At 64.5% G+C, this 21769-nt stretch carries 15 protein-coding genes, 1 tRNA gene and 1 pseudogene; 13 read left to right on the forward strand and 4 right to left on the reverse strand.

Translation table 11 applies throughout. The features are described 5' to 3' along the window. Window positions 1–65 precede the first annotated feature (65 nt). Window positions 66–1385 (forward strand): MFS transporter, encoded by a 1320-nt coding sequence (locus CHB96_RS10630; RefSeq protein WP_089245851.1) that lies wholly within the window; start codon window positions 66–68, stop codon window positions 1383–1385. Here CHB96_RS10630 and CHB96_RS10635 read toward each other — a convergent pair. After that, window positions 1382–2211 (reverse strand): annotated as a pseudogene (locus CHB96_RS10635) (alpha/beta fold hydrolase). The gene CHB96_RS10630 and the pseudogene CHB96_RS10635 overlap by 4 nt on opposite strands. Continuing rightward, window positions 2208–2849: a TetR family transcriptional regulator gene (locus CHB96_RS10640; RefSeq protein WP_089246178.1), complete on the reverse strand. Its 642-nt coding sequence runs from the start codon at window positions 2847–2849 to the stop codon at window positions 2208–2210. Before CHB96_RS10640 ends, CHB96_RS10635 begins: the two are co-directional and overlap by 4 nt. Window positions 2850–3059: 210 nt before the next feature. On the opposite strand from CHB96_RS10640, the gene CHB96_RS10645 reads away from it, so the two are divergent. The 4 genes from CHB96_RS10645 to CHB96_RS10660 all read left to right on the forward strand — a co-directional run bounded on the left by CHB96_RS10645 (window position 3060) and on the right by CHB96_RS10660 (window position 6974). After that, window positions 3060–4172, forward strand: a complete 1113-nt coding sequence (locus tag CHB96_RS10645; protein ID WP_089245853.1) for a ferredoxin reductase — start codon at window positions 3060–3062, stop codon at window positions 4170–4172. Between the two features lie 40 nt (window positions 4173–4212). Next, window positions 4213–5397 (forward strand): fatty acid desaturase family protein, encoded by a 1185-nt coding sequence (locus CHB96_RS10650; RefSeq protein ID WP_089245855.1) that lies wholly within the window; start codon window positions 4213–4215, stop codon window positions 5395–5397. A 47-nt stretch (window positions 5398–5444) separates the two neighbouring features. Next, entirely contained in the window at window positions 5445–5690 is a 246-nt protein-coding gene (locus CHB96_RS10655) for a hypothetical protein (RefSeq protein ID WP_089245857.1), read from the forward strand. 162 nt (window positions 5691–5852) lie between these two features. Next, a complete protein-coding gene (locus CHB96_RS10660) occupies window positions 5853–6974 on the forward strand; it encodes a PucR family transcriptional regulator (protein ID WP_176444241.1) in 1122 nt (373 codons plus the stop codon). 13 nt (window positions 6975–6987) lie between these two features. On the opposite strand, the gene CHB96_RS10665 is transcribed toward CHB96_RS10660, so the two are convergent. Next, window positions 6988–7629 carry a YdcF family protein gene (locus CHB96_RS10665; protein WP_089245861.1) on the reverse strand — a complete coding sequence of 214 codons (642 nt, stop codon included), beginning with the start codon at window positions 7627–7629 and terminating at the stop codon, window positions 6988–6990. 272 nt (window positions 7630–7901) lie between these two features. Between CHB96_RS10665 and CHB96_RS10670 the strand changes: the two genes are divergently transcribed. From CHB96_RS10670 to CHB96_RS10680, 3 genes are all read left to right on the forward strand, one after another. Then, window positions 7902–7977, forward strand: a tRNA-Arg gene (locus tag CHB96_RS10670). Between the two features lie 81 nt (window positions 7978–8058). After that, window positions 8059–9195, forward strand: coding sequence for an XdhC family protein (locus CHB96_RS10675; RefSeq protein ID WP_089245863.1), 1137 nt, complete (start codon window positions 8059–8061; stop codon window positions 9193–9195). Between the two features lie 71 nt (window positions 9196–9266). Beyond that, window positions 9267–11297, forward strand: a complete 2031-nt coding sequence (locus tag CHB96_RS10680; RefSeq protein WP_089245865.1) for a bifunctional copper resistance protein CopD/cytochrome c oxidase assembly protein — start codon at window positions 9267–9269, stop codon at window positions 11295–11297. A gap of 2 nt (window positions 11298–11299) precedes the next feature. Here CHB96_RS10680 and CHB96_RS10685 read toward each other — a convergent pair whose 3' ends face one another. Further along, the gene (locus CHB96_RS10685; protein ID WP_089246180.1) at window positions 11300–11725 is read right to left on the reverse strand and encodes a MarR family winged helix-turn-helix transcriptional regulator; all 426 of its coding nucleotides are present in this window, start codon (window positions 11723–11725) and stop codon (window positions 11300–11302) included. Window positions 11726–11903: 178 nt separating this feature from the next. Between CHB96_RS10685 and CHB96_RS10690 the strand changes: the two genes are divergently transcribed. From CHB96_RS10690 to CHB96_RS10710, 5 genes are all read left to right on the forward strand, one after another. Further along, on the forward strand, window positions 11904–13628 hold the full coding sequence (locus CHB96_RS10690) for an ABC transporter ATP-binding protein (protein ID WP_281254417.1): 1725 nt from the start codon (window positions 11904–11906) through the stop codon (window positions 13626–13628). A gap of 40 nt (window positions 13629–13668) precedes the next feature. Further along, a complete protein-coding gene (locus tag CHB96_RS10695; protein ID WP_089245867.1) occupies window positions 13669–14289 on the forward strand; it encodes an IMPACT family protein in 621 nt (206 codons plus the stop codon). A 199-nt stretch (window positions 14290–14488) separates the two neighbouring features. Continuing rightward, window positions 14489–14977 (forward strand): single-stranded DNA-binding protein, encoded by a 489-nt coding sequence (ssb, locus tag CHB96_RS10700; protein WP_089245869.1) that lies wholly within the window; start codon window positions 14489–14491, stop codon window positions 14975–14977. A gap of 122 nt (window positions 14978–15099) precedes the next feature. Further along, window positions 15100–16779, forward strand: coding sequence for an energy-dependent translational throttle protein EttA (gene ettA, locus CHB96_RS10705; RefSeq protein ID WP_089246183.1), 1680 nt, complete (start codon window positions 15100–15102; stop codon window positions 16777–16779). 172 nt (window positions 16780–16951) lie between these two features. Then, window positions 16952–21760, forward strand: a complete 4809-nt coding sequence (locus CHB96_RS10710) for an NAD-glutamate dehydrogenase (protein ID WP_089245871.1) — start codon at window positions 16952–16954, stop codon at window positions 21758–21760. The last annotated feature ends 9 nt before the right edge of the window (window positions 21761–21769 follow it).

Here is a 21769-nt window from a genome sequence, read left to right on the forward strand (position 1 = left end):
GAAATCCACCCACGTGATACCTGAGTGCGACGACGGGGGAGACGCACTGGCCTAGGCTTCGGGGCATGAGTGCACAGGCGGACGCCGTCGTCGGCGTCGCGACCACCCGCAAACAGGTATTCGCCTGGGGGATATGGGATTGGGGATCGGCGGCATTCAACGCGGTGATCCTGACGTTCGTGTTCTCCGTCTACCTGACCGATGCCGTCGGGGACGACCTTCCCGGTTCTATTTCGGCGACGTCCTGGTTCAGCTGGGCGATCGGACTGGCAGGCGTCGTGATCGCCGTTCTCGCACCGATTTCTGGGCAACGATTCGATGCGCGTGGCAAGCGCAAGCGGTCGCTGGGAATTCTCACGGGCCTGACCGTCGTGAGCATGGCGGGTCTGTTCTTCGTCCAGGACGACTACCACTACCTGTGGCTCGGTCTCGTGCTGCTCGCTGCTGGCTCGATTCTCTTCGAACTCGCCAGCGTTCCGTACAACTCGATGCTTCGGCAGGTCTCCACGCCGGAGAACATCGGCCGCGTCTCCGGATTCGGCTGGTCGATGGGCTATTTCGGCGGCATCGTTCTGTTGCTCGTCTGCTACTTCGGGTTCATCACCGGCGACGGTGACACCCGTGGACTGTTCGGACTGACCACCGACGGCGGCCTCAACATTCGACTCGTCGCTCTCCTCGCTGCGGTGTGGTTCGCGGTATCGGCGATTCCGTTGTTTCTCGCCGTGCCGGAGATGCCCGCCACCGGTGCCGATCCGGGTGCCGCCAAAGCCGGAATGATCGAGTCGTACAAGGTGCTCTTCCGCGACCTGCGAGACCTGTGGACGGCGGACCGTCGCAGCGTCTATTTCCTGGCAGCGAGTGCCCTGTTTCGCGACGGTTTGGCCGGCGTCTTCACGTTCGGCGCCGTCCTCGCGGTCAGTGTGTACGGCATCGGCACGGCCGACGTGCTGCTGTTCGGTGTTGCTGCCAACGTCGTCGCCGGACTGGGTGCGGTCACCGCGGGCCGGTTCGACGACAGGACCGGGCCGAAGGCAGTGATCGCGTTCTCGCTCGCATCGATGATCGTCGCGGGCGTCGTGTTGCTGTTCGTGTCCGGGCCCGTCCTGTTCTGGATCTTCGGTCTGATCCTGTGCCTGTTCGTCGGGCCGGCGCAGTCGTCGTCGCGCACGTTCCTGGCACGCCTGGCTCCGCCGGGACGCGAGGGCCAATTCTTCGGTCTGTACGCGACGACCGGTCGTGCCGTGTCGTTCCTCGCACCCACGATGTTCGGGTTGTTCGTCTGGATGTTCGACGCGGACCGCGCAGGCATCGGCGGCCTTCTCGTCGTGCTCGTCGTCGGCTTGGCCGCCCTGATGGCCGTGAAGTCGCCGGACCGGGTCTAGACGGGGCGGACGCGGGCGAGTATTTCGTCGGCGAGGCGCGCCGACGCCTCCTCCGGGATCCAATGAGACACGCCGTCGAGCTCGACGAAGGAGTAAGGGGCGTCGACGAATTCGTGGCATCGCTCGGCCGCGGCGCGTCCGATGGCCGAGTCCTGATTGCTCCAGACGAACGTCGTCGGCACACGGACCGGCTCGAGCTTGCCGCTCGCACTCGTCATCGCTCGATACCAGTTGAGGGCCGCCGTCAACGCGCCAGGCTGCTGGAGATGTTCCACGTAGCGGTCGTCGGGACTGCTGTCGGAGAACATCGCCCTCAATCGCGCGGCGTCGTTCTCGAGCAGTACGTGCTCGGCTTTCCCTTCCTCACGAAGCAGACCGATGTAGCTGGACCGCTCCTGCTGGTCGGCGTCCTCGCGTAGTGCCCATCCGAATGCCGCAGTATGTGGCACCGACACGGCGGTCAAGGTGCGCACACGATCCGGGTGCTGCGCCGCCAGCTGCCACGCGACGGCCGCGCCCCAGTCGTGGCCGACGACGTGCGCCGACGTGAGGTCGAACGCGTCGAGCACCCGAGGACGTCTCCGACGAGCTCGTCCGACGCGTAGGCATCGACCCCGTCTGGACGGGCGCCGGGTGAATACCCGCGCTGGTCCGGCGCGATGGTCCGCAGTCTCGCGGCGGTGAGGTGGGGTACGACGGCGTCCCAGCATGCGGAAGTCTGTGGAAATCCGTGCAACAGGACGGTCGGAATCCCGTCGGACGGGCCCGCGACGAGCACATCGAACTCGAGCTCGCCGAGGGTCACGGTCGTAGCGGTCGACGTCATGAACGATCCTCTCGGCTGGGTCCTGGCTTCCAGGCTCCCATGCCGAGCACGATGAGGCGTACCTGCTGCTCGGTTCTGAGGAGAAGATCTTGTTCGTTCCTGCTACCGGGTCTGTCGATCTCCAGTAGACCTTCGGCGGCGGTCAGCATCGTCGAGACGATCAGGTCTGCCGCCATCTCCAGGTCGTCGACATTCCATGTCTCGAGACCCGGCATACGGGACAGGTCGATCGTCAGTTCGCTGACGAACATGCGAAGTTCGGTCGCGAAAGCTCTGCGTACCTCGGTGACGCCGCCGTAGCGCTCGCGGGCCAGGAACCGGAACTGCTCCTCGTGACTGCGAACCTGCCGGACGAGGATGCGCAGCGACTCCGACGCGTTCTTGACGGTGGGGTCTTTCCGTGCGTCACGCAACATCTGTCGGAGCATGTGCATCGAGTCCTCGACCAGCGCGACACCGAGGTCTTCCATCGACGCGAAATGCCGATAGAAGGCGGTCGGCACGAGGCCCGCGGATCGGCTGACTTCGCGGAGGCTCACGCTCGCGAAGGACCGATCTCGAAGCAGGTCGAGTGTGCCGTCGATCAGCGCTTGGCGCGTGCGTTCCTTCCGCTCGGCTCTCGTCCCCGGTTCCGTCACGGAAGTGAGTTTATGACTGTCCACCCCTCGGGCACCTCGTTCCTCGTCGAGCCGTTGGATTCGAATGTGACCCAGGGCACCTGCAGGGCCCTCTGTTGCCGACGCCACTCGACCGTTGACAGTGCCCGGTGACTGTCTGGCACACTCGACTCCAGTGCACAGACGTACACTGAAAAAGTTGCTCGGTGTCGACCGAGATCGGGAGGCGAGATGACGCTCCAGCAGAAGTCGCGACGGTCCAGGTTCTTCGGAAAGTTCTCGGCGTTGTCGCTGTTCGAAGCCATGGCGACCCCGCACGAGCTCGACCGATACCTCGAACTCGTCGACCCGATGACGACCGTGCGTGATCTACGTGCCGAGGTCGTCGACGTACACCGATCCACCGACGACACCGTCACTCTGACGCTGCGCCCGACGTGGCAGTGGAAGGGTTTCGAGGCGGGGCAGTTCGTTCAGGTCGGGGTCGTCGTCGACGGTGTGCGACACACCCGGTGCTACTCGCCCGCATGTTCGCAGTATCGATCCGACGGGCACATCGAGATCACCGTCAAGGCGCATCCCGACGGCGTCGTCTCGGGATATCTACATCGTGAAGCCCGTCCCGGCCTGGTCGTCGGTCTGTCGCAGGCGGAGGGCGCTTTCCGTGTCCCGACGCCTCGGCCCGAACGCCTTCTGCTTCTCAGTGGCGGCAGTGGCATCACGCCCGTTCTGTCGATGCTGAGGTCGCTGCTGGACGAGGGGTGCGGCAGCGACATCACGTTCGTTCACTACGCTCGTACCGAGCGCGATGTCCCGTATCGGCGCGAACTCGACGACATAGCAAGAACTTTCGACACAGTTCGAAAAGTCTATGTCTACACCGAACAGGACTCCGGCGGTGATCTGCACGGACACTTCGGTCGCGAGCACCTGGACGCCGTCGCGCCGTGGTTCGCCGACGCGCAGACGTTCCTGTGCGGTCCGCCCGGGTTGACGAAGGCGGTGACGGACACGTACGACGGCCTCGGCCTTGCCGACCGCGTCCACGTCGAGGAATTCGCAGCGCCGGCGGTGGCGGTCACCGACGATGCGGACGGGCAGCTGACGTTCTCGGAAAGTAAAGTGGTGGCGGAGAATTCGGGCCGCACTCTGCTGGAGCAGGCCGAGGATGCGGGGCTGTCCCCGGCCTATGGATGCCGAATGGGCATCTGCTTCACCTGCACGTCGGTGAAGACGTCCGGATGCACGAAGAACGTCAAGACGGGCGAGGTCGACGTGGAGCCGGACAAGGAGATTCAACTCTGTGTGTCGGTACCCGTCGGCGATGTCGCTCTCGACATCTGAAAAGCCGAGTCATACAAGATCCGGAACGGAGAACGAAAGAATGTTCGGAATATCTTTTCCCACACTGTCTTTCCCACTGTTCGGCGGTACTCGCGCCGAGACGCCCGAGGAGCTTGCCCCGACGGTGCTGTCGTACGAGAAGGTCCAGGAGCTCGGCCGAGAACTGGACGAGCTTCGCGCGCGTACCGTGGCCAAACTGGGCGACGAGGACCGAGAGTACATCTACAACATCGTCAAGACGCAGCGCGGATTCGAGATCGCCGGTCGCGCAATGATGTACGTGCCGTTCATTCCACCTGTTTGGCTCGCGGGCGTCGGCGCACTCGGTGTTTCGAAGATCCTCGACAACATGGAAATCGGCCACAACGTGATGCACGGTCAATACGACTGGATGCGTGAGCCCGGCTTCAATTCGCGTGTGTTCGAATGGGATACGGTGTGCCCGGCCGATCAGTGGAAGCATTCGCACAACTACATGCACCACACCTTCACCAATATCGTCGGCAAGGATCGCGATATCGGATACGGCATTCTGCGGATGGACGAAGGTCAGAAGTGGAATCCGTACTACCTCGGAAACCCGGCATACGCATTCCTGCTGATGGTGTTCTTCGAGTGGGGCGTCATGCTGCACGACCTGGAAGCGGAGAACGTTATCCAGGGCAAACGAAAGTGGCACGACGTCAAGCCGCTACTGAAGGGCATGTGGCGCAAGGCAGGACGGCAGGTATTGAAAGACTACGTCGTATTTCCTGCGCTGTCCGGGCCGTTCTTCGTGACGACCTTGGTCGGAAACGTCGGCGCCAACCTGATTCGTAATCTGTGGACTTACTCGATCATCTTCTGCGGTCATTTCCCGACGGGGGTGCAGACGTTCACCGAGGAGGAGACGGAGAACGAGTCGAGCGGCGAATGGTACGTCCGTCAGATGCTGGGATCGGCGAACATCGAGGGAAGCCCGCTGTTCCACATCATGTCCGGCAACCTGTCGCACCAGATCGAGCACCATTTGTTCCCCGACCTGCCGGCGCACCGCTATCCGGAGATCGCGCCCGAGGTGCGCGCGCTGTGTGAGAAGTACGATCTGCCGTACAACACCGGCGGCTTCTGGCGGCAGATCGGGACGGTGTGGGGCAAGATCTTCAAGCTTGCGCTACCTGACTCGCTGACCGGTTCCAAGCCGCACGTCGGTGTTATCGTCGAGCGCAAGAAAGTTGCGGCCTAGCCAGGCCGACGCCGGCATCGACAGACCTATGTAGGGGAGACGAATCGGTGGTAGGCAAATTCGAACGCAACAAGGACACGGTTCAAGAATTGACGGAATCGGCCGCCAATCACGTCGGGAAGATCGCCGTCATCATCGCGGGAGCGGTGCGTGACGTGACCCGCGAGATCGGCGATTGGATCTCCGACGGCATCGAGATGCGCGAGGCCGCCCGCAAAGCGCGCGACGACGCCTCGCTCGGCACCGTGATCAACGGTGAATTCGAGAATCGTGGAGACGCCGAGAATCGCTGAGCGCTCGATTCGGTGAGCCACCCGGCAGACGTCGGGTGGTTTGCCATGTGCTGGAAACAAACCTAGAGAATGTTTGAATGCGCAATCGCATACTCGGAGACCGAATTGTGCGATACGGTGTTCCCGACGCTGAGGTGCACCGTCGAGAAAGGGTGGTCCGACATGCTGGTGAACGTTCAACCGCGAACTTCCGACAACACCGTTCGACCCGAGGACGAATTCCGGGCCCGATGCCGGGCGCTTGCCCTGACTGCGTCGGCCTCCGGTCGCATTCCGAACCAGGCCGACCTCGACGAGCTCACCCGTGCCTCGCGCGCTCTTGCCCGCAGGGGTGTTCCGCTCCGTTCTCTGCTGCACACGATGCATGTCGCGGCAGCGCAGGTGCTACGAGAGAAGGCGTCGAGCGGCGACGCAGGAGTCGTCGACGGCGCCGTGCTCATGGTCAGCGTCCTCGAGGCCGTCGGAACGGCAGTGTCGAGCGTCTATCTCGACAGCTACGGCCCGGGCGCAGGCGATCGTGAGCGAGCTCGGGAATTGACCGAGTCCATGCTGACAGGTGACGGCGAGTGCCGTCGTTTGGCGGATCGGGCGGGCGTCGTGATCGCAGCCGAATACGACGTCGTGTCCCTGTCTTTCGATGTACCGGCCTTCGACGAAGGTTCGGGCGGGCAGGGTGTGATCGACCGAATCGAGGACGAAGTCGTGCGCTCGGACATCGAGGGCATGTTGATATCGCTGAACGGGCGCGGGGGCGTGGTTCTGCGCCCCGTCGGCGCGCTCGGATCCGTCGAATCTCTCGTCGGCCGCATCGAGCACCTGCTCGGACGTGATGTGCTCGCGACCACGGCATCGGCTGCGGTGGACGACATTCCGAATGCTGCGACGCACTGCCGAGAACTCGTCGCTTTGGCCCGCGGCTTGAATTTTCGGCCAGGCGTATATCGCACCGCCGACATGGCACTCGAATTCCAACTCACCAGGCCGGGCCCGGGTCGAGCGAGGCTACGCTCCCTGATCGAACCCCTTGGCGGATCACCCGAACTCGTCCACACGCTGCAGACGTTCATCTCCACCGAAGCCAATCGGCGCGTCAGCGCGAAAGCTCTTTTCGTGCACCCCAATACGGTCGACTATCGCCTCAAGCGCATCGAGACGCTCACCGGTGTCGATCCGCTGAGCCCGGTCGGCCTGATGGCGTTGCACGCTGCACTCGTCGTCGATGCGTTGTCCCGCACAGAGGGCGACGCCCCGCCTCCAGGCGACGAAGTGGCCGAAGCGTCCTGACCCGCCTGCCCTGTCAGCCGGCGGAGATCACGCCGCTGACAGGCAGTCTGCCGCCGACGGCATTGCGGAAGTCCACCAACGCGCGCTCCACATGGTTCGGGCTGGAGACGACGACGATTCCCGACGTCCGACGACCGGCCAGCAGCGCCACCGTGTTGGCCGCATTCTCGACGGTCGACCGCGAACGGCCTTCCTCGGTGATGCGCTCTGCGGGAACCCCGTTGTCCACCAACCAGTTACGCATCGCACGTGCTTCGGTGACGCCGGACCGTGGGACCCCTCCGCTCGTCACGATGGGCGCGAACGGATAGCGGTTCGCCAGTGTGAGTGCGGCATTGAGCCGATCGACGAGAAGTGGGCGCATCGAACCGTCGTCGTACAGCCCTGCCCCGAGGACCACGATCGTCGTACCCCTCTGATCGATGTCCAGCATCAACGGCGCCTGCCGGGTCAAGAACTCGAACTGGGTACACCGGACGATCGCCTGTAGATCCAGCGACCTGCATCCGCCGACCGTCGAGACGACACTGTTCACCACGGTGATCGGAGTGATGTCGGCGGATGCCGTCGAGGGCACCGATGCGAGAGCGACTGCAACTGCTGCCGCCGCGAGAACTGAAGTCGCGCGCCCGCGTCCCCGCCCACGCAAATGCATAAGCGTTTGCGTGGATCGTGATGACTCCGCCGTTTTCGGACGTGATTTCCCCGCCATTCAACGCACCCCCCGGCATCGATGAATCGATTCCGAACCACTGTGGCAGCAGGGGTCGACCCGTAGCGGCAGAAACGGATTGTGACTGCTTACAAGATCGAATCGCCGAGCTGTGACGACGTCCAATGGCAGCGCGCCCCGGGGCTGCGAGTCGCGTCGAACCGAACGGGTACACTCATCAACCGTTGTTCGGGCGAGAGGAATACCCGAACTCCGCCTCCGTAGCTCAGGGGATAGAGCAAGGGCCTTCTAATCCCTTGGTCGCAGGTTCGAATCCTGCCGGGGGCACCACATTCTGTTTCGACCCCGCTCGCGTCGGGCATCAATACCGGGATTCGATGCTTCGACATGATTCCTCCGAAAGGGTGGCCGATGCGGGACGTCCTCGACGAGTTGGTCGCAATCTGGCGCAGTGGCGGCACCGCGGGCCTCGGCACCGTGGTGCGGACGTTCGACAGCGCGCCACGTCCCGCCGGGGCGTCGATGGTCGTCGCCCCCGACGGTTCCGTGGCCGGATCGGTGTCCGGAGGATGCGTCGAGGGTGCCGTGTACGAGTCGGCGACAACGGCGAGCGACACCGGTGTCTCGACACTCGAGCGCTACGGAGTGAGCGACGACGACGCGTTCGCAGTGGGTCTGACGTGTGGGGGAGTGCTCGACATCTTCGTCGAACCCGTCTCTCGCGCAACGTTTCCCGAGCTCGAATCCGTGGCCGACGCGATAGCGGAAGATCGCCCGATTGCCGTCGCCACCGTCGTTCGGCATGCGGACCCGTCGAGAGTCGGTCGGCACGTCGTCGTCGGCGAACTCGCCGCCGAAGGCTCGCTCGGATCCGATCGCACCGACAGCGCCGTCGTCGACGACGCACGGGGGTTGCTCGCGTCGGGCAGATCGGCCGTGCTGACCTACGGCCTGGACGGTGAACGACTCGGAGACGGCATGGACGTCTTCGTCGCAAGTTACGCACCCCGGCCTCGCATGCTGGTCTTCGGGGCGATCGACTTCGCCGCGGCCGTGGCCGAACAGGGCGCGTTCCTCGGCTACCGCGTCACCGTGTGCGACGCCCGCGAGGTGTTCGCGACGACGGCTCGGTTCCCGTCGGCCGAGGACGTCGTCGTCGACTGGCCGCACCGATACCTCGGCGAACAGATATCGAAGGGGACGGTCGACCAACGAACTGTCGTGTGTGTGCTGACCCACGACCCGAAGTTCGACATTCCACTCCTCGCGCTCGCATTGCGGCATCCGGGATTCGCGTTCGTCGGGGCCATGGGATCGCGTCGAACGCACGAGGATCGGGTGTCTCGGCTGAAGGGAGAAGGATTGACCGACGGCGAACTGTCGCGTCTGTCCAGCCCCATCGGTCTGGATCTCGGAGCCCGCACCCCGCAGGAGACCGCAGTGTCGATCGCTGCGGAGATCGTCGCGCGCCGCTGGGGCGGGTCGGGCGAGCCCCTCGCCGCGGGGCGAGGACGTATCCACCACGATTCCGTGGCGCACGACACATGAACTACGACGGCGTGTAGCAGTTCCGGGCGCTGGCTATCGGCGCACTTCAGAGACGTCCTACTCTGGACGGCATGGCAGCACCCGAAGTAGCCCCGATCGAACCGTCACCGACGGCGAAACACTCGTCGTCGACGTCCGTGTTCGCCACGGCCGGGGCCATTGCTGCAGTCGTCGCCGCACTCGTCGTCACGTTGTCCGCGTCCGACGCGCTCGTCCTCCTCGGCATCCCGGATCCGGGGCCCGCCACGATCTACGGGCTTCCCGCAGTGCGTGCCGCAGGCGAGATCGCCGCCTCGATCGCCATCGGTTCGTTCCTTCTCGCGGCGTTTCTCGTACCTCCGCAGAAGAACGGCGTGCTCGACGTCGGGGGATACAGGGCAGTGAGGACCGGATCGGTCGCCGCGATCGTGTGGGCAGCGTGTGCACTCGTGCTCGTTCCGTTGACTCTGTCGGACACATCCGGCCAGCCGTTCCTGGTCGCGCTGCAGCCCAGCAACCTCTGCGTCGCGCTCGATCAGGTGGAAATCGCCAGCGCGTGGCGATGGACAGCAATCCTCGCCGTCGTGCTCGCGATCGTCTCGAGGGCGGTGCTGCGGTGGTCGTGGACACCGCTGCTGCTCGTATTCGCGCTCGGCACGCTGATGCCGATCGCCGTGACCGGGCATTCCTCGTCGGGCGGGTCGCACGACGTCGCGACGAACAGCTTGATCCTTCACCTGATCGCGGCGACGCTGTGGGCCGGTGGCCTGTTTGCGCTGCTCGCGCATGCCCGTCGCGCGGGTGCCTACACCGACGTCGCTGCACGTCGGTTCTCTGCTGTGGCGACTGTGTGCTTCGTCGTCATGGGCGTCAGCGGTGTCATCAACGCGCTCGTCAGGGTGTCCGCCTCGGACCTCTTCACGACGACGTACGGCAGACTCGTGCTCGGCAAGATCGTCGCGCTCGTCGTGCTCGGAGTCTTCGGGTGGATTCAACGTCGTCGATCGTTGCCCGCGCTCGTCGCCGACCATCGGTCGCGCGGTGCACTGGTTCGGTTCGCGGGTGGGGAAGTGCTGATCTTCGCTGCGACGATCGGACTCGCCGTCGGGTTGGGACGGACACCACCGCCGTCGGACGTCGACCCGAACCTGTCGCTGACGGAAGCGGCGCTCGGTTACGACCTGAACGGTCCGCCCACGTTCGCGCGGCTCGCACTCGACTGGCGTTTCGATCTGATCTTCGGCACGGCATCCATCGTGCTCGCCGCGGTCTACCTCCTCGGAGTGCGCAGGCTTCGGCGACGCGGTGACACGTGGCCGATGGGCCGCACGGTCGCGTTCCTGCTCGGGTGTCTGACGATGCTGATCGGCACGTCGTCGGGCGTCGGCAAGTATTCGCCCGCTGTGTTCAGTGTGCACATGGGCGGCCACATGGCGTTGTCGATGCTCGCTCCTGTGCTGCTCGCTCTCGGCGGCGGGTTGACGCTGGCACTTCGAGCGCTTCCCGCTGCAGGAAAAGACGGTGTCCCCGGACCTCGCGAGTGGATTCTGCAGGCGCTGCACAGCCCCGTGTCGCGATTTCTGACGCACCCGATCGTCGCTGCTGTGCTCTTCGTCGGTGGTTTCTACGCGTTGTACCTCGGCGGGATCTTCGGCGCCATCCTCGACAACCACTCCGCGCATCTGCTGATGAACGCGCACTTCATTCTCAGCGGCTATCTCTTCTACTGGGTCGTGATCGGCGTCGATCCGTCGCCGCGCCGCGTCGAACCCATCACGAAGCTGGCGATGGTATTCGGATCGCTGCCGTTCCACGCATTCTTCGGCGTCGCGTTGATGAGCATGAACACCGTCATGGGCGGGTGGTACTACCGAACGCTCGGCCTGGACTGGAACGCCGATCTGCTCGGCGATCAGAAGCTGGGCGGCGGTATCGCCTGGGCGACGGGCGAGATCCCACTCGTTCTCGTCATGCTCGCGCTGCTGATCCAGTGGTCACGCAGTGACGACCGAAACGCCAAGCGGTCCGACCGCGCCGCAGAACGCGATCACGACGCCGACCTCGCCGCGCACAATGCGATGTTCGCCGAGTTGGCCAGGCGGGACCGCGAAGCAGGTCGCTGACGTCACCAGGATGCGGTGACCTTCGCCAGGATCCGGGTGAGTTCGGTGCGCTCGGCGGAGTCCAGGTCGTCGAACACCTCGGTCGCGACGCTGCGACGTGCGTCGTCGATCGCTTCGAGCCGCGTTCGCCCGGTGTCGGTGAGCGCAACGAGGATTGCGCGTCGATCAGCTGGATCCGCCTCGCGCACGACCAGATGCGCTGCTTCCAGTGAATCGACGATGTCGGTCGCCGAACGCGCGACGATGCGCAGACGGTCCGCGAGTGCACGTAGGCGTACGGGCTCGCCCTCCCGCGCCAGCACGTGCAGGGCTCGGCTCTGCGACGGGTTCAGGCCGAACGGCTCCAGTGCACTCATGTGTGTGTGGCGAATACGCCGCGCGACGGCCATGAACGAGTCTGCGAGGTTCGGTGTGTCCTCCGTGTGCATGGCGCACAGCATACCCATCCATTGCTTGTAACCTCATAATGAGGTAACCTCTGCAATATGTCGTTCTACCATCCTGGAGGTCTACTTGGTAAGCCCACGAATACAGTCGAAAACCGCCGCGCCTGACGCAGCCCCCGTCGGCCGAGTTCTCTCCCTGTTCCATCCCTACCGTTTTCGTATCGCGGTCGTGTCCGCGATCATCGTCTTCAGCGCGATCGTCGCGCTTGCCTCGCCGCTTCTACTTCGCGAACTGCTCGATCACGCAATCCCCGATCGCGACGTCACACTCGTCACGCTGATCGCTGCGGGCATGATCGCAGTCGCGGTCGTCACCAATGTGCTGGGCGTCGTGCAGACCTGGATGTCCAACGGCGTCGGGCAGAAGCTCATGCACGACCTGCGCGTCGCGGTCTACGGCCACCTGCAGAAGCAATCACTCGGATTCTTCGCGAGGACCCGGACCGGCGAGGTGCAGTCGCGAATCGCCAACGACATCGGTGGCATGCAGTCCGTCGTCACGAACACCGCCACGTCGATCGCGCAGAATGTCACGACGGTCGTTGCCACGGTCGTCGCATTGTTCCTGCTGGACTGGCGTCTCGCCCTGTTCTCGCTCATGATCCTTCCGGTCTTCGTGCGCATCGCGCGCCGAATCGGGCAGGAACGCCGAAAGATCTCGGGTCGACGCCAGAAGCTGTTGAGCGAGTTGACCGTTCAAATCGAGGAATCGCTCTCGGTCAGCGGGATCCTGCTCGGCAAGACCACCGGGTCCGGCACTGCTCTGACCGAACAATTCGCGGCCAAGTCCGACAAGGTCGCCGAGGTCGAATTGTCCGCGATGATGGCGGGCAAGTGGCGGATGGCCAGCATGCAGATCAGCTTCGCGGTCATGCCGGCACTGGTGTACTGGTTCGCCGGCGTCACCATCGGCCACGGCAGCACCCTGACCGTCGGCACACTCGTCGCGTTCACGACGCTGCAGACTCAGCTGTTCCGGCCGACGATGCAGCTGCTGAGCACAGGCGTCGACGTCCAGAGCTCGCTCGCTCTGTTCGGACGTGTCTTCGAGTACCTCGATCTGCCGATCGACATCGAGGAGCCTCGGGTGCCGAAATCGTTGGATCGGAACGCAGTTCATGGTGACGTGAGGTTCGATCACGTCGGTTTCACCTACGCCGGATCGAGCGCCGCGACGCTCGTCGACATCGATCTCGACGTGCCTGCCGGTTCCACGCTCGCATTGGTGGGGGCCACGGGATCGGGCAAGACGACGCTCGGCTATCTCGCTGCGCGCCTGCACGATCCGACGTCGGGAACCATCACGGTCGACGGCGTGGATCTCCGCGACCTGAGCACGAACACCGTCGCGGATCTGGTCGGCGTCGTGTCGCAGGAAACCTACCTGTTCCACGCCACGATCCGCGAGAATCTTCGCTTCGCCAAACCCGATGCGACGGACGAGGACATCGAACAGGCGGCGAAGATCGCTCAGATCCACGAGTTCATCGTCGGACTGGACGACGGGTACGACACGCTCGTCGGCGAACGCGGCTACCGATTCTCCGGAGGAGAGAAGCAACGCCTGTCGATTGCACGCACCGTCCTGCGGAACCCGCAGATCCTGATTCTCGACGAGGCGACGAGTGCGCTGGACAACTCGACGGAGCGCGCCCTGCAAGACGCACTCGAGCGATTGATGAAGGGCCGCACGACGATTCTGATTGCACATCGACTGTCGACGGTCCGCGCAGCAGACCGAATCGCGGTACTCGATCACGGGCGGGTGCTCGAGTCGGGAACGCATTCCGAATTGGTGGCAGCCCGCGGGCGGTATTTCGAACTCGCACGATCGTCGGATTCCGTATCCGTTGCCGACGAATTCGAGGACGAGAAGGCCGCGTAGAGTTTTCGAGAGTTCGGGCCCCGACGTGAACGGAGTTGCTGTGGTGCGCACGGTGGCGTCGACGGTGCGTGCCGAGTTGGAGATCAAGAAGTCGCGCTTCATCGCAGTGGTCGCCCGGGCCGCTTCCGAAGACGAAGCCCGCGCCGTGATCGCGTCGGAGAAGAGCGCGGAACCTGCTGCGCGCCATCATTGTTCCGCGTTCGTCTACGGCGACATCCAGAGAGTCGAACGGTCGAGCGACGACGGCGAACCGAGCGGAACCGCGGGCACACCGATGCTCGACGTTCTGCGAGGGCACGATCTGACCAACGTGGTAGCCGTCGTGACGCGGTATTTCGGCGGGACCAAGCTCGGCACGGGCGGACTGACGCGCGCCTACGGGGGCGCCGTCGCGCAGGCATTGCAGGGGAGTCCGCTTCTGTATCGACATCGCCGGACACTCGTGCGCGTCGAGCTACCCCACCCCGACGCCGGCCGAATCGAGTCCGAACTGCGACGACGGGACATCGGAGTCGTCTCGATCGACTACGGCGAGGCCGTCGTTCTGACTCTGTCGGTCGCTCGTCCCGATGACCTCGACACGACCCTTGCGGACCTCACCGCGGGCGCGATCGGTGCGGAACGACTCGGCGACACGTACGTCGAGTCCGCTGCCCCATAACATCGGCGACCGACGTCGCGGTTCGGACACGAGCGTCGGCAGACTCCTTCATCCACAGCGAACGCCCCATCCACAGGTTCGTTCATCGGCCCAGTTCGGCTGCCGTGTACCGCCGCCTTCCTGAGGCACAGTCCTCCTATCGGCCCGGCACCGCCGACCGAGACGACAAGAATCCGATATCCGATGGGGGACGAGAAAGATGTACGAGGCACAGTGCGCGGTGGTGGGGACCGTCATCACCAATCCGATCAAGAGACAGACACCGAGTGGTGAACCGGTGCTCAGCTTCCGTATGGCCAGCAATGCCAGGCGGCAGGACCGCAACACCGGGGAGTGGACCGACGGCGGCACCTTGTTCCTGACCGTGACGTGCTGGCGGCGACTGGTCACCGGGGTGGGAGCGTCGCTCATGAAAGGCGACCCGGTGGTTGCCTATGGACAGCTACGAACCAACGAGTACACGACGCGCGAGGGTGTCGAACGAGCCGATCTGGAGATGACGGCCAGCGCCGTCGGACCGGATCTCGCGCGCTGTGTCCTCGATATCGACCGCCGCCGATCGGCACCGGCCAAGCAGACCGAGCCCGAGGACGAGATCGTCGGGGACCAGTCCGACGACTACGACGAACAGCAGGAGACGGACGCCGAGTACGAGGACACAGACGCCGTGGTCGCCGCGGCGGTCTGACGGCCTGACCGGGCATGCGTGCAGTCCGTTGTCGACACGCATGCCCGGGACGACCGACCGGCCCGGTGAACGGAAATCGGTCGATGGTGTTCGACGGCGCTCGCACCGATAAGCTGGCGCACATGGCGGAATTCATCTACACCATGAAGAAGGTGCGCAAGGCGCACGGCGACAAGGTCATCCTCGACGACGTCACGATGAGCTTCTACCCGGGAGCCAAGATCGGTGTCGTCGGACCGAACGGCGCCGGTAAGTCCAGCATCCTCAAGATCATGGCCGGTATCGATCAGCCCGGTAACGGCGAGGCCTTCCTCGCGCCCGGTGCTTCGGTCGGCATCCTCATGCAGGAACCGGAACTCGACGACGCCAAGACTGTCCGCGAGAACGTCGAAGACGGTCTCGGCGAGACGATGGTGCAGCTCAAGCGCTACAACGAAATCGCCGAGCTCATGGCCACCGACTACTCCGACGAGCTCATGCAAGAGATGGGCGAGCTGCAGGAGAAGCTCGACCACGCCGATGCGTGGGAGATCGATTCCCAGCTCGAACAGGCGATGGACGCGCTGCGCTGCCCGCCGCCGGAGTCGCCCGTCACCAATCTTTCCGGTGGTGAGAAGCGACGTGTCGCGTTGTGTCGGCTGCTTCTGAGCAAGCCCGACCTGCTGCTGCTCGACGAGCCCACCAACCACCTCGACGCCGAATCCGTGCTGTGGCTCGAACAGCACCTGGCCGCGTACCCCGGTGCGATCCTCGCCGTCACCCACGACCGGTACTTCCTCGATCACGTCGCGCAGTGGATCGCCGAGGTCGACCGCGGACACCTGTACCCGTACGAGGGCAACTACTCCACGTACCTGGAGAAGAAGGCAGAACGCCTCGAGGTCGCGGGCAAGAAGGATCAGAAGCTGCAGAAGCGCCTCAAGGACGAGCTCGCTTGGGTCCGCTCCGGCGCCAAGGCTCGTCAGGCGAAGAGCAAGTCGCGTCTGGCCCGCTACGACGAGATGGTCGCCGAGGCGGAGAAGACCAGGAAGCTCGACTTCGACGAGATCCAGATCCCCAACCCGCCGCGTCTCGGTGACGTCGTTGTCGAGGTCAAGAACCTCGACAAGGGCTTCGACGGCCGCGTGTTGATCAAGGATCTGTCGTTCACGTTGCCGCGTAACGGCATCGTCGGTGTCATCGGCCCCAACGGTGTGGGTAAGACGACGTTGTTCAAGACGATCGTCGGTCTGGAGGAACCGGACGGCGGCGAGGTCAAGATCGGTCAGACGGTCCAGCTGAGCTACGTCGACCAGAACCGGTCCGGCATCGATCCGAAGAAGACGGTGTGGGAGACGGTGTCCGACGGCCTCGACTTCATCACCGTCGGAACCTCCGAGTTCCCGTCGCGCGCGTACATCAGCTCGTTCGGGTTCAAGGGCCACGATCAGCAGAAGCCGTCGGGCGTGCTGTCCGGTGGTGAGCGCAACCGACTGAACCTCGCGATGACGCTCAAGCAGGGCGGAAACCTGATCCTGCTCGACGAGCCGACCAACGACCTCGACGTCGAAACTCTCGGTTCTCTCGAGAACGCACTCGAAGAGTTCCCCGGTTGCGCCGTGGTCATCTCCCACGACCGCTGGTTCCTCGACCGGACCTGCACGCACATCCTGGCCTGGGAAGGCGGCTTCGGCGACAACGAAGCGGCCTGGTACTGGTACGAGGGCAACTTCGAGGGCTACGAGGCGAACAAGATCGAGCGCCTTGGTCCCGACGCGGCTCGCCCGCACCGCGTCACGCACCGCAAGCTGACCAGGGACTGACGTCTCCCCACTCCACGCACGTGCATATGCATGTGCGTGGAGTGGAGTGTTGTGCGTCGACGCCGCCTGGGAGTGTGCGCGTACCCCATGAGCGAGGTCGATCCCCGATAGGGTCGTGTGCGAGGCGACAACGAGGTCGCTGGGGATTCCTGTCGAGGGAGTGGTTCAACACATGCCGAATTCGGCTGGCACGAAGGACACCGACCGAGCGATCGACCTGCCCGAGAAGTTGGTGACCACGCTGCCTGATGTGCAGGCGGCGTACTTCGCACACGTCGACACCGACGACCTGGCAACGGCGGTCGTCCAGCCCGCGCACTCGATGCTCGGGAGCCATCTCCGACTGGCGGCGCGCCGAGCCGTCGGGACTGCCAACGTCGAGGTGCATCGCCCCGAAGGCGGGGAGGTCGGCCTGGCCCTTCGTATCGTCACCGACGACATGCCGCTGCTGGTGGAATCGGTGATGTCCCAGTTGTCGCGGCTGGGTGTCGACGTCGTCGAGATCGTGCATCCGATTCTGTCGGTGACCCGCGACGACGACGGAAATCTGCTGACGGTTGCGCCCGGTAACGGCACCGTCGTCGAGGGAACGCTGCGTGAGTCCTGGATGCACGTGCAGTTGAACCCGTCGACCGACGACGACACACTCGACGGTCTCGACACAGCGATCGCCGGGGTGCTGTCCGATGTTCGCGAGGTCGTCGAGGACACCGGCGAGATGCGCGACGCGCAGAGTTCCGTGGCGAACGCACTCGACACCGTTGCCGACGGCACGAACCGATCCGACGCCGACGAGTTGCGCGATGCCGCCGATCTGCTTCGATGGCTCGCCGACGGCCACTACACGTTGCTCGGCTATCGCAACTACAGCGCGGAGCAGACGCGTGGACTCGGAGTGCTCCGCCGCGACAACGCGCTCGGGTCGGACTCGACATCCGCGTCAGGACGCGGCGAATTGTTGACTCTCGCACAGGGTTCGAGGCCCGCGACCGTTCATCGTGCGGTGTACCCGTACTTCGTGACGGTGTTCGATCGCGCGACACCCGAGCTGGGCGAGCATCGATTCGTCGGTGTGTTCACCGTGACGGCGTTGCACGAGAACGTGCTCGACATCCCGGTGATCGAGCGCCGCGTGCGGTCGGTGATCGACCGGGCCGGGTACGACCTCGGGTCGTTCTCCGGGCAGGCCATGCTCGAAGTGCTGCAGTCCATGCCCCGGTCGGAGTTGTTCGCGAACAGCGAGGATGCGCTGTTCGACACGGCGACTGCCGTCATGGCGATCGGCAGGCGTCGTCGGGTGAAGGTGTTCCTGCGCGAGGACGCGGACGGTGCGTTCGTGTCCGCGCTGGTCTATCTCCCACGCGACCGATACACGACGCGTGTGCGCCTGGCAGTGCAGGACTGCCTGTTGCGCGAGCTCGGTGGCTCGAGTATCGACTACACCGCCCGCGTCACCGAGTCGGATCTCGCGCTTCTGCATGTGACGGTGCGTCGTACGTCCGGTGATTCGACGCGAGCCGACCTGTCCGCGCACAACGTCGCCCACATCGAATCGCTGCTGACGAAGACCATACGGACCTGGGAAGATGCGCTCGCGGAAGCAGTGTCCCGCAACAAGTCTGCCGACCCGCTGATGGCGGCGAAGTACGCCGAAGCGCTGCCCGAGGCGTACAAGCAGGACTTCGGCCCCGACCGAGCAGTGTCGGACATCGCTCGGCTGGGCGCGCTGGCCGACGGGGCAATCGACATGCAGTTGTATCGGGACGAGGATTCCGAGGTGGGCAGCTGGCGGTTCAGCCTGTACATCGGTGGCCGCGGCGTCTCGTTGAGCCAGGTGTTGCCGATCCTGCAGAGCCTCGGCGTCGAGGTCGACGACGAGCGTCCGTACCCGGTCGTTCGTCCGGATGGAATGCAGTGCTGGATATACGATTTCGGCGTCTCCGCGTCGCGTGAGATGTTGTCCGCCGCGATCGACGGTGATCTGGATTCGGAACTGCACGGTGCGGGGGACGCGGATCGCGAGAGCCGTGTGCAGATTCGGTTCACCGATGCCTTCAGCGCGGTGTGGGCCGGCCGCGCCGAGGCCGATCGGTTCAACGAACTGGTCATGCGGGCCGGATTGACGTGGCGTCAGGCAGTGATCCTGCGGGCGTACGCAAAGTACCTGCGGCAGGCCAACTTTCCGTACAGCCAGTTCAACATCGAAGGCGTCCTGCTCTCGCATCCGAGAACGGCCCGCCTGTTGGTGGCGCTGTTCGAGTCGCAGTTCGACCCGGACGCCGACGAGCGCCGCACCGACGAACTCGAAGCCGAGCTGCGCGCACTGATCGATCAGGTCATCAGTCTGGACGCGGACCGTATCCTCCGCTCGATCTTCGAGCTGATACGCGCCACGCTGCGGACCAACTTCTACGTCGTCGACGCATCCGGGCGATCGCGCGAGTTCTTGTCGCTCAAGTTCGATCCGCAGGACATCGTCGAATTGCCCAAGCCGCGACCGAAATTCGAGATCTTCGTCTACGCTCCTCGGGTCGAGGGAGTGCACCTGCGGTTCGGTGCAGTGGCCCGTGGTGGGCTGCGGTGGTCGGATCGGCGCGAGGACTTCCGAACCGAGATTCTCGGTCTGGCCAAGGCCCAGATGGTCAAGAACGCCGTCATCGTGCCGGTCGGTGCCAAGGGCGGATTCGTCGTCAAGCGCCCACCGGCACCGTCCGGCGATGCTGCCACCGACCGCAAGGCAACCGCCGAGGAAGGCCAGGCGTGCTACCGCCTGTTCATCGCCGGATTGCTCGATGTGACCGACAATCTCGATCGCGCAACCGGATCCGTCGTTCCGCCGGAGCGTGTCGTTCGCCGTGACGGTGACGACACCTACCTCGTCGTCGCCGCCGACAAGGGCACCGCGACGTTCTCCGATCTCGCCAACGGTGTCGCGGCCGAGTACGATTTCTGGCTCGGCGACGCGTTCGCCTCGGGTGGCTCCGCGGGGTACGACCACAAGGCCATGGGTATTACCGCCAAGGGTGCGTGGGAGAGCGTCAAGCGACACTTCCGTGAGATCGGAATCGACACTCAGTCACAGGATTTCACCGTGGTCGGTGTCGGTGACATGAGCGGCGACGTGTTCGGCAACGGCATGCGCCTCAGTCGGCACATCGGACTGGTCGCTGCCTTCGACCACCGCCATGTCTTCCTCGATCCGAATCCCGACCGGGCGGCGTCGTTCGCCGAGCGGGAGCGACTGTTCGCACTGCCCAGATCGTCGTGGGCGGACTACGACACGTCGTCGATCTCCGACGGCGGAGGTGTGTACGAGCGGACGGTCAAGTCGATCCCGATCAGCGGGCCGGTCCGAGAGGCACTCGGACTCGACGACGAAGTGACTGCGCTGTCGCCGCCTGAATTGATGCGGGCGATCCTGACCGCACCGGCAGACCTGTTGTGGAACGGTGGAATCGGGACGTACATCAAGGCGTCGACCGAGTCGAATGCCGACGTCGGAGACAAGTCGAACGACGCAATCCGCGTGAACGGCAACGAGTTACGCGTCACCGTCGTCGGTGAAGGCGGAAACCTCGGTGCCACCGCGCTCGGACGCATCGAATACGACCAGGCAGGCGGCCGAATCAACACCGACGCGGTGGACAACTCGGCCGGTGTCGATTGCTCCGACCACGAAGTCAACATCAAGATTCTGCTCGAATCGGCCATTGCCGAGGACAGACTGGCCCGCGAGGATCGTGACGACCTTCTGGCCTCGATGACCGACGAGGTGGGCCGACTCGTCCTGTGGGACAACATCATGCAGAACGAGTTGCTGGGAACCTCGCGTGCCGACGCGCCTGCGCTGCTGTCGGTGCATCGACGTGTCATCGAGGACCTGGAAGCACGCCGTGGGCTGGACCGCGAGCTCGAAGCGTTGCCGTCCGAGGCCGACATTCGCCGTCGAAAGCAGGACGGCAGGGGACTGACGTCGCCCGAGCTCGCGACGCTCATGGCTCACGTCAAGCTGGGGTTGGAAAACGATCTGCTGACAAGCGAACTCGTCGACAGTGACGTGTTCGCGTCGAAGCTTCCGAAGTACTTTCCCGCACCTCTCCGCGAACCGTACGCCGGCGAGATCACGTCGCACCCGCTCCGTCGCCAACTGGTGGCGACGATGCTGACCAACGAGACGGTCGACCGCGGCGGAATCACGTTCGTGTATCGCCTCGCCGAGGACGCGGGCGCGTCGGGAACCGATGCGGTGCGTGCGTTCGCCGCTGCCACAGCGATTTTCGATCTCGAGAAGCTGTGGCAGGAGATTCGCACCGCGCCGATCGATACCGCGTGCTCGGATCAGCTGTTGCTCGAATCGCGGCGTGTGCTCGACCGGGTGGGTCGATGGTTGCTGTCCAACCGGCCGCAACCTCTCGCCGTCGGCGCGGAGATCAGCCGATACGCAGGCACGGTCGCGAAGCTCGGTGATTCGGTCGGCCGGTGGATCGACGGGCATCGGGCCCGCGAGTTGGCAGGCAGGGTCGACGAGGCCGTGCAGGGTGGTGCTCCGAAAGATCTGGCGGTCAAGGTGTATCGACTGCTGGACGTCTACTGCCTGCTCGACATCGCCGACGTCGCAGACATCACCGAACACGAACCAGAGGATGTCGCCGAGCTCTATTTCGCGCTCGATGCGCACATCGGAATCAACTGGTTGCTGACGTCGGTTTCCGGGCTGGCGCGCGGGAATCGCTGGCATTCGTTGGCGCGCTTGGCCCTTCGCGACGATCTGTATTCCTCGCTGCGCGCGATCACCAAGGAGGTTCTGCTCGGCGGCGAACCGCACGAGAGCGCGGCGGAGAAGATCGCGGAATGGGAATCGACCAACTCGTCGCGGCTGACCAGGGCACGCACCGCTCTCGGTGAGATCGCCGACGCGGGCACGCTCGATCTGGCGACGCTGTCGGTGGCGGCGCGTCAGGTCCGCAGTATGGTGCCCTGATCAAGTGTC

This window comes from Rhodococcoides kyotonense, assembly GCF_900188125.1.
GTDB lineage: Bacteria > Actinomycetota > Actinomycetes > Mycobacteriales > Mycobacteriaceae > Rhodococcoides > Rhodococcoides kyotonense.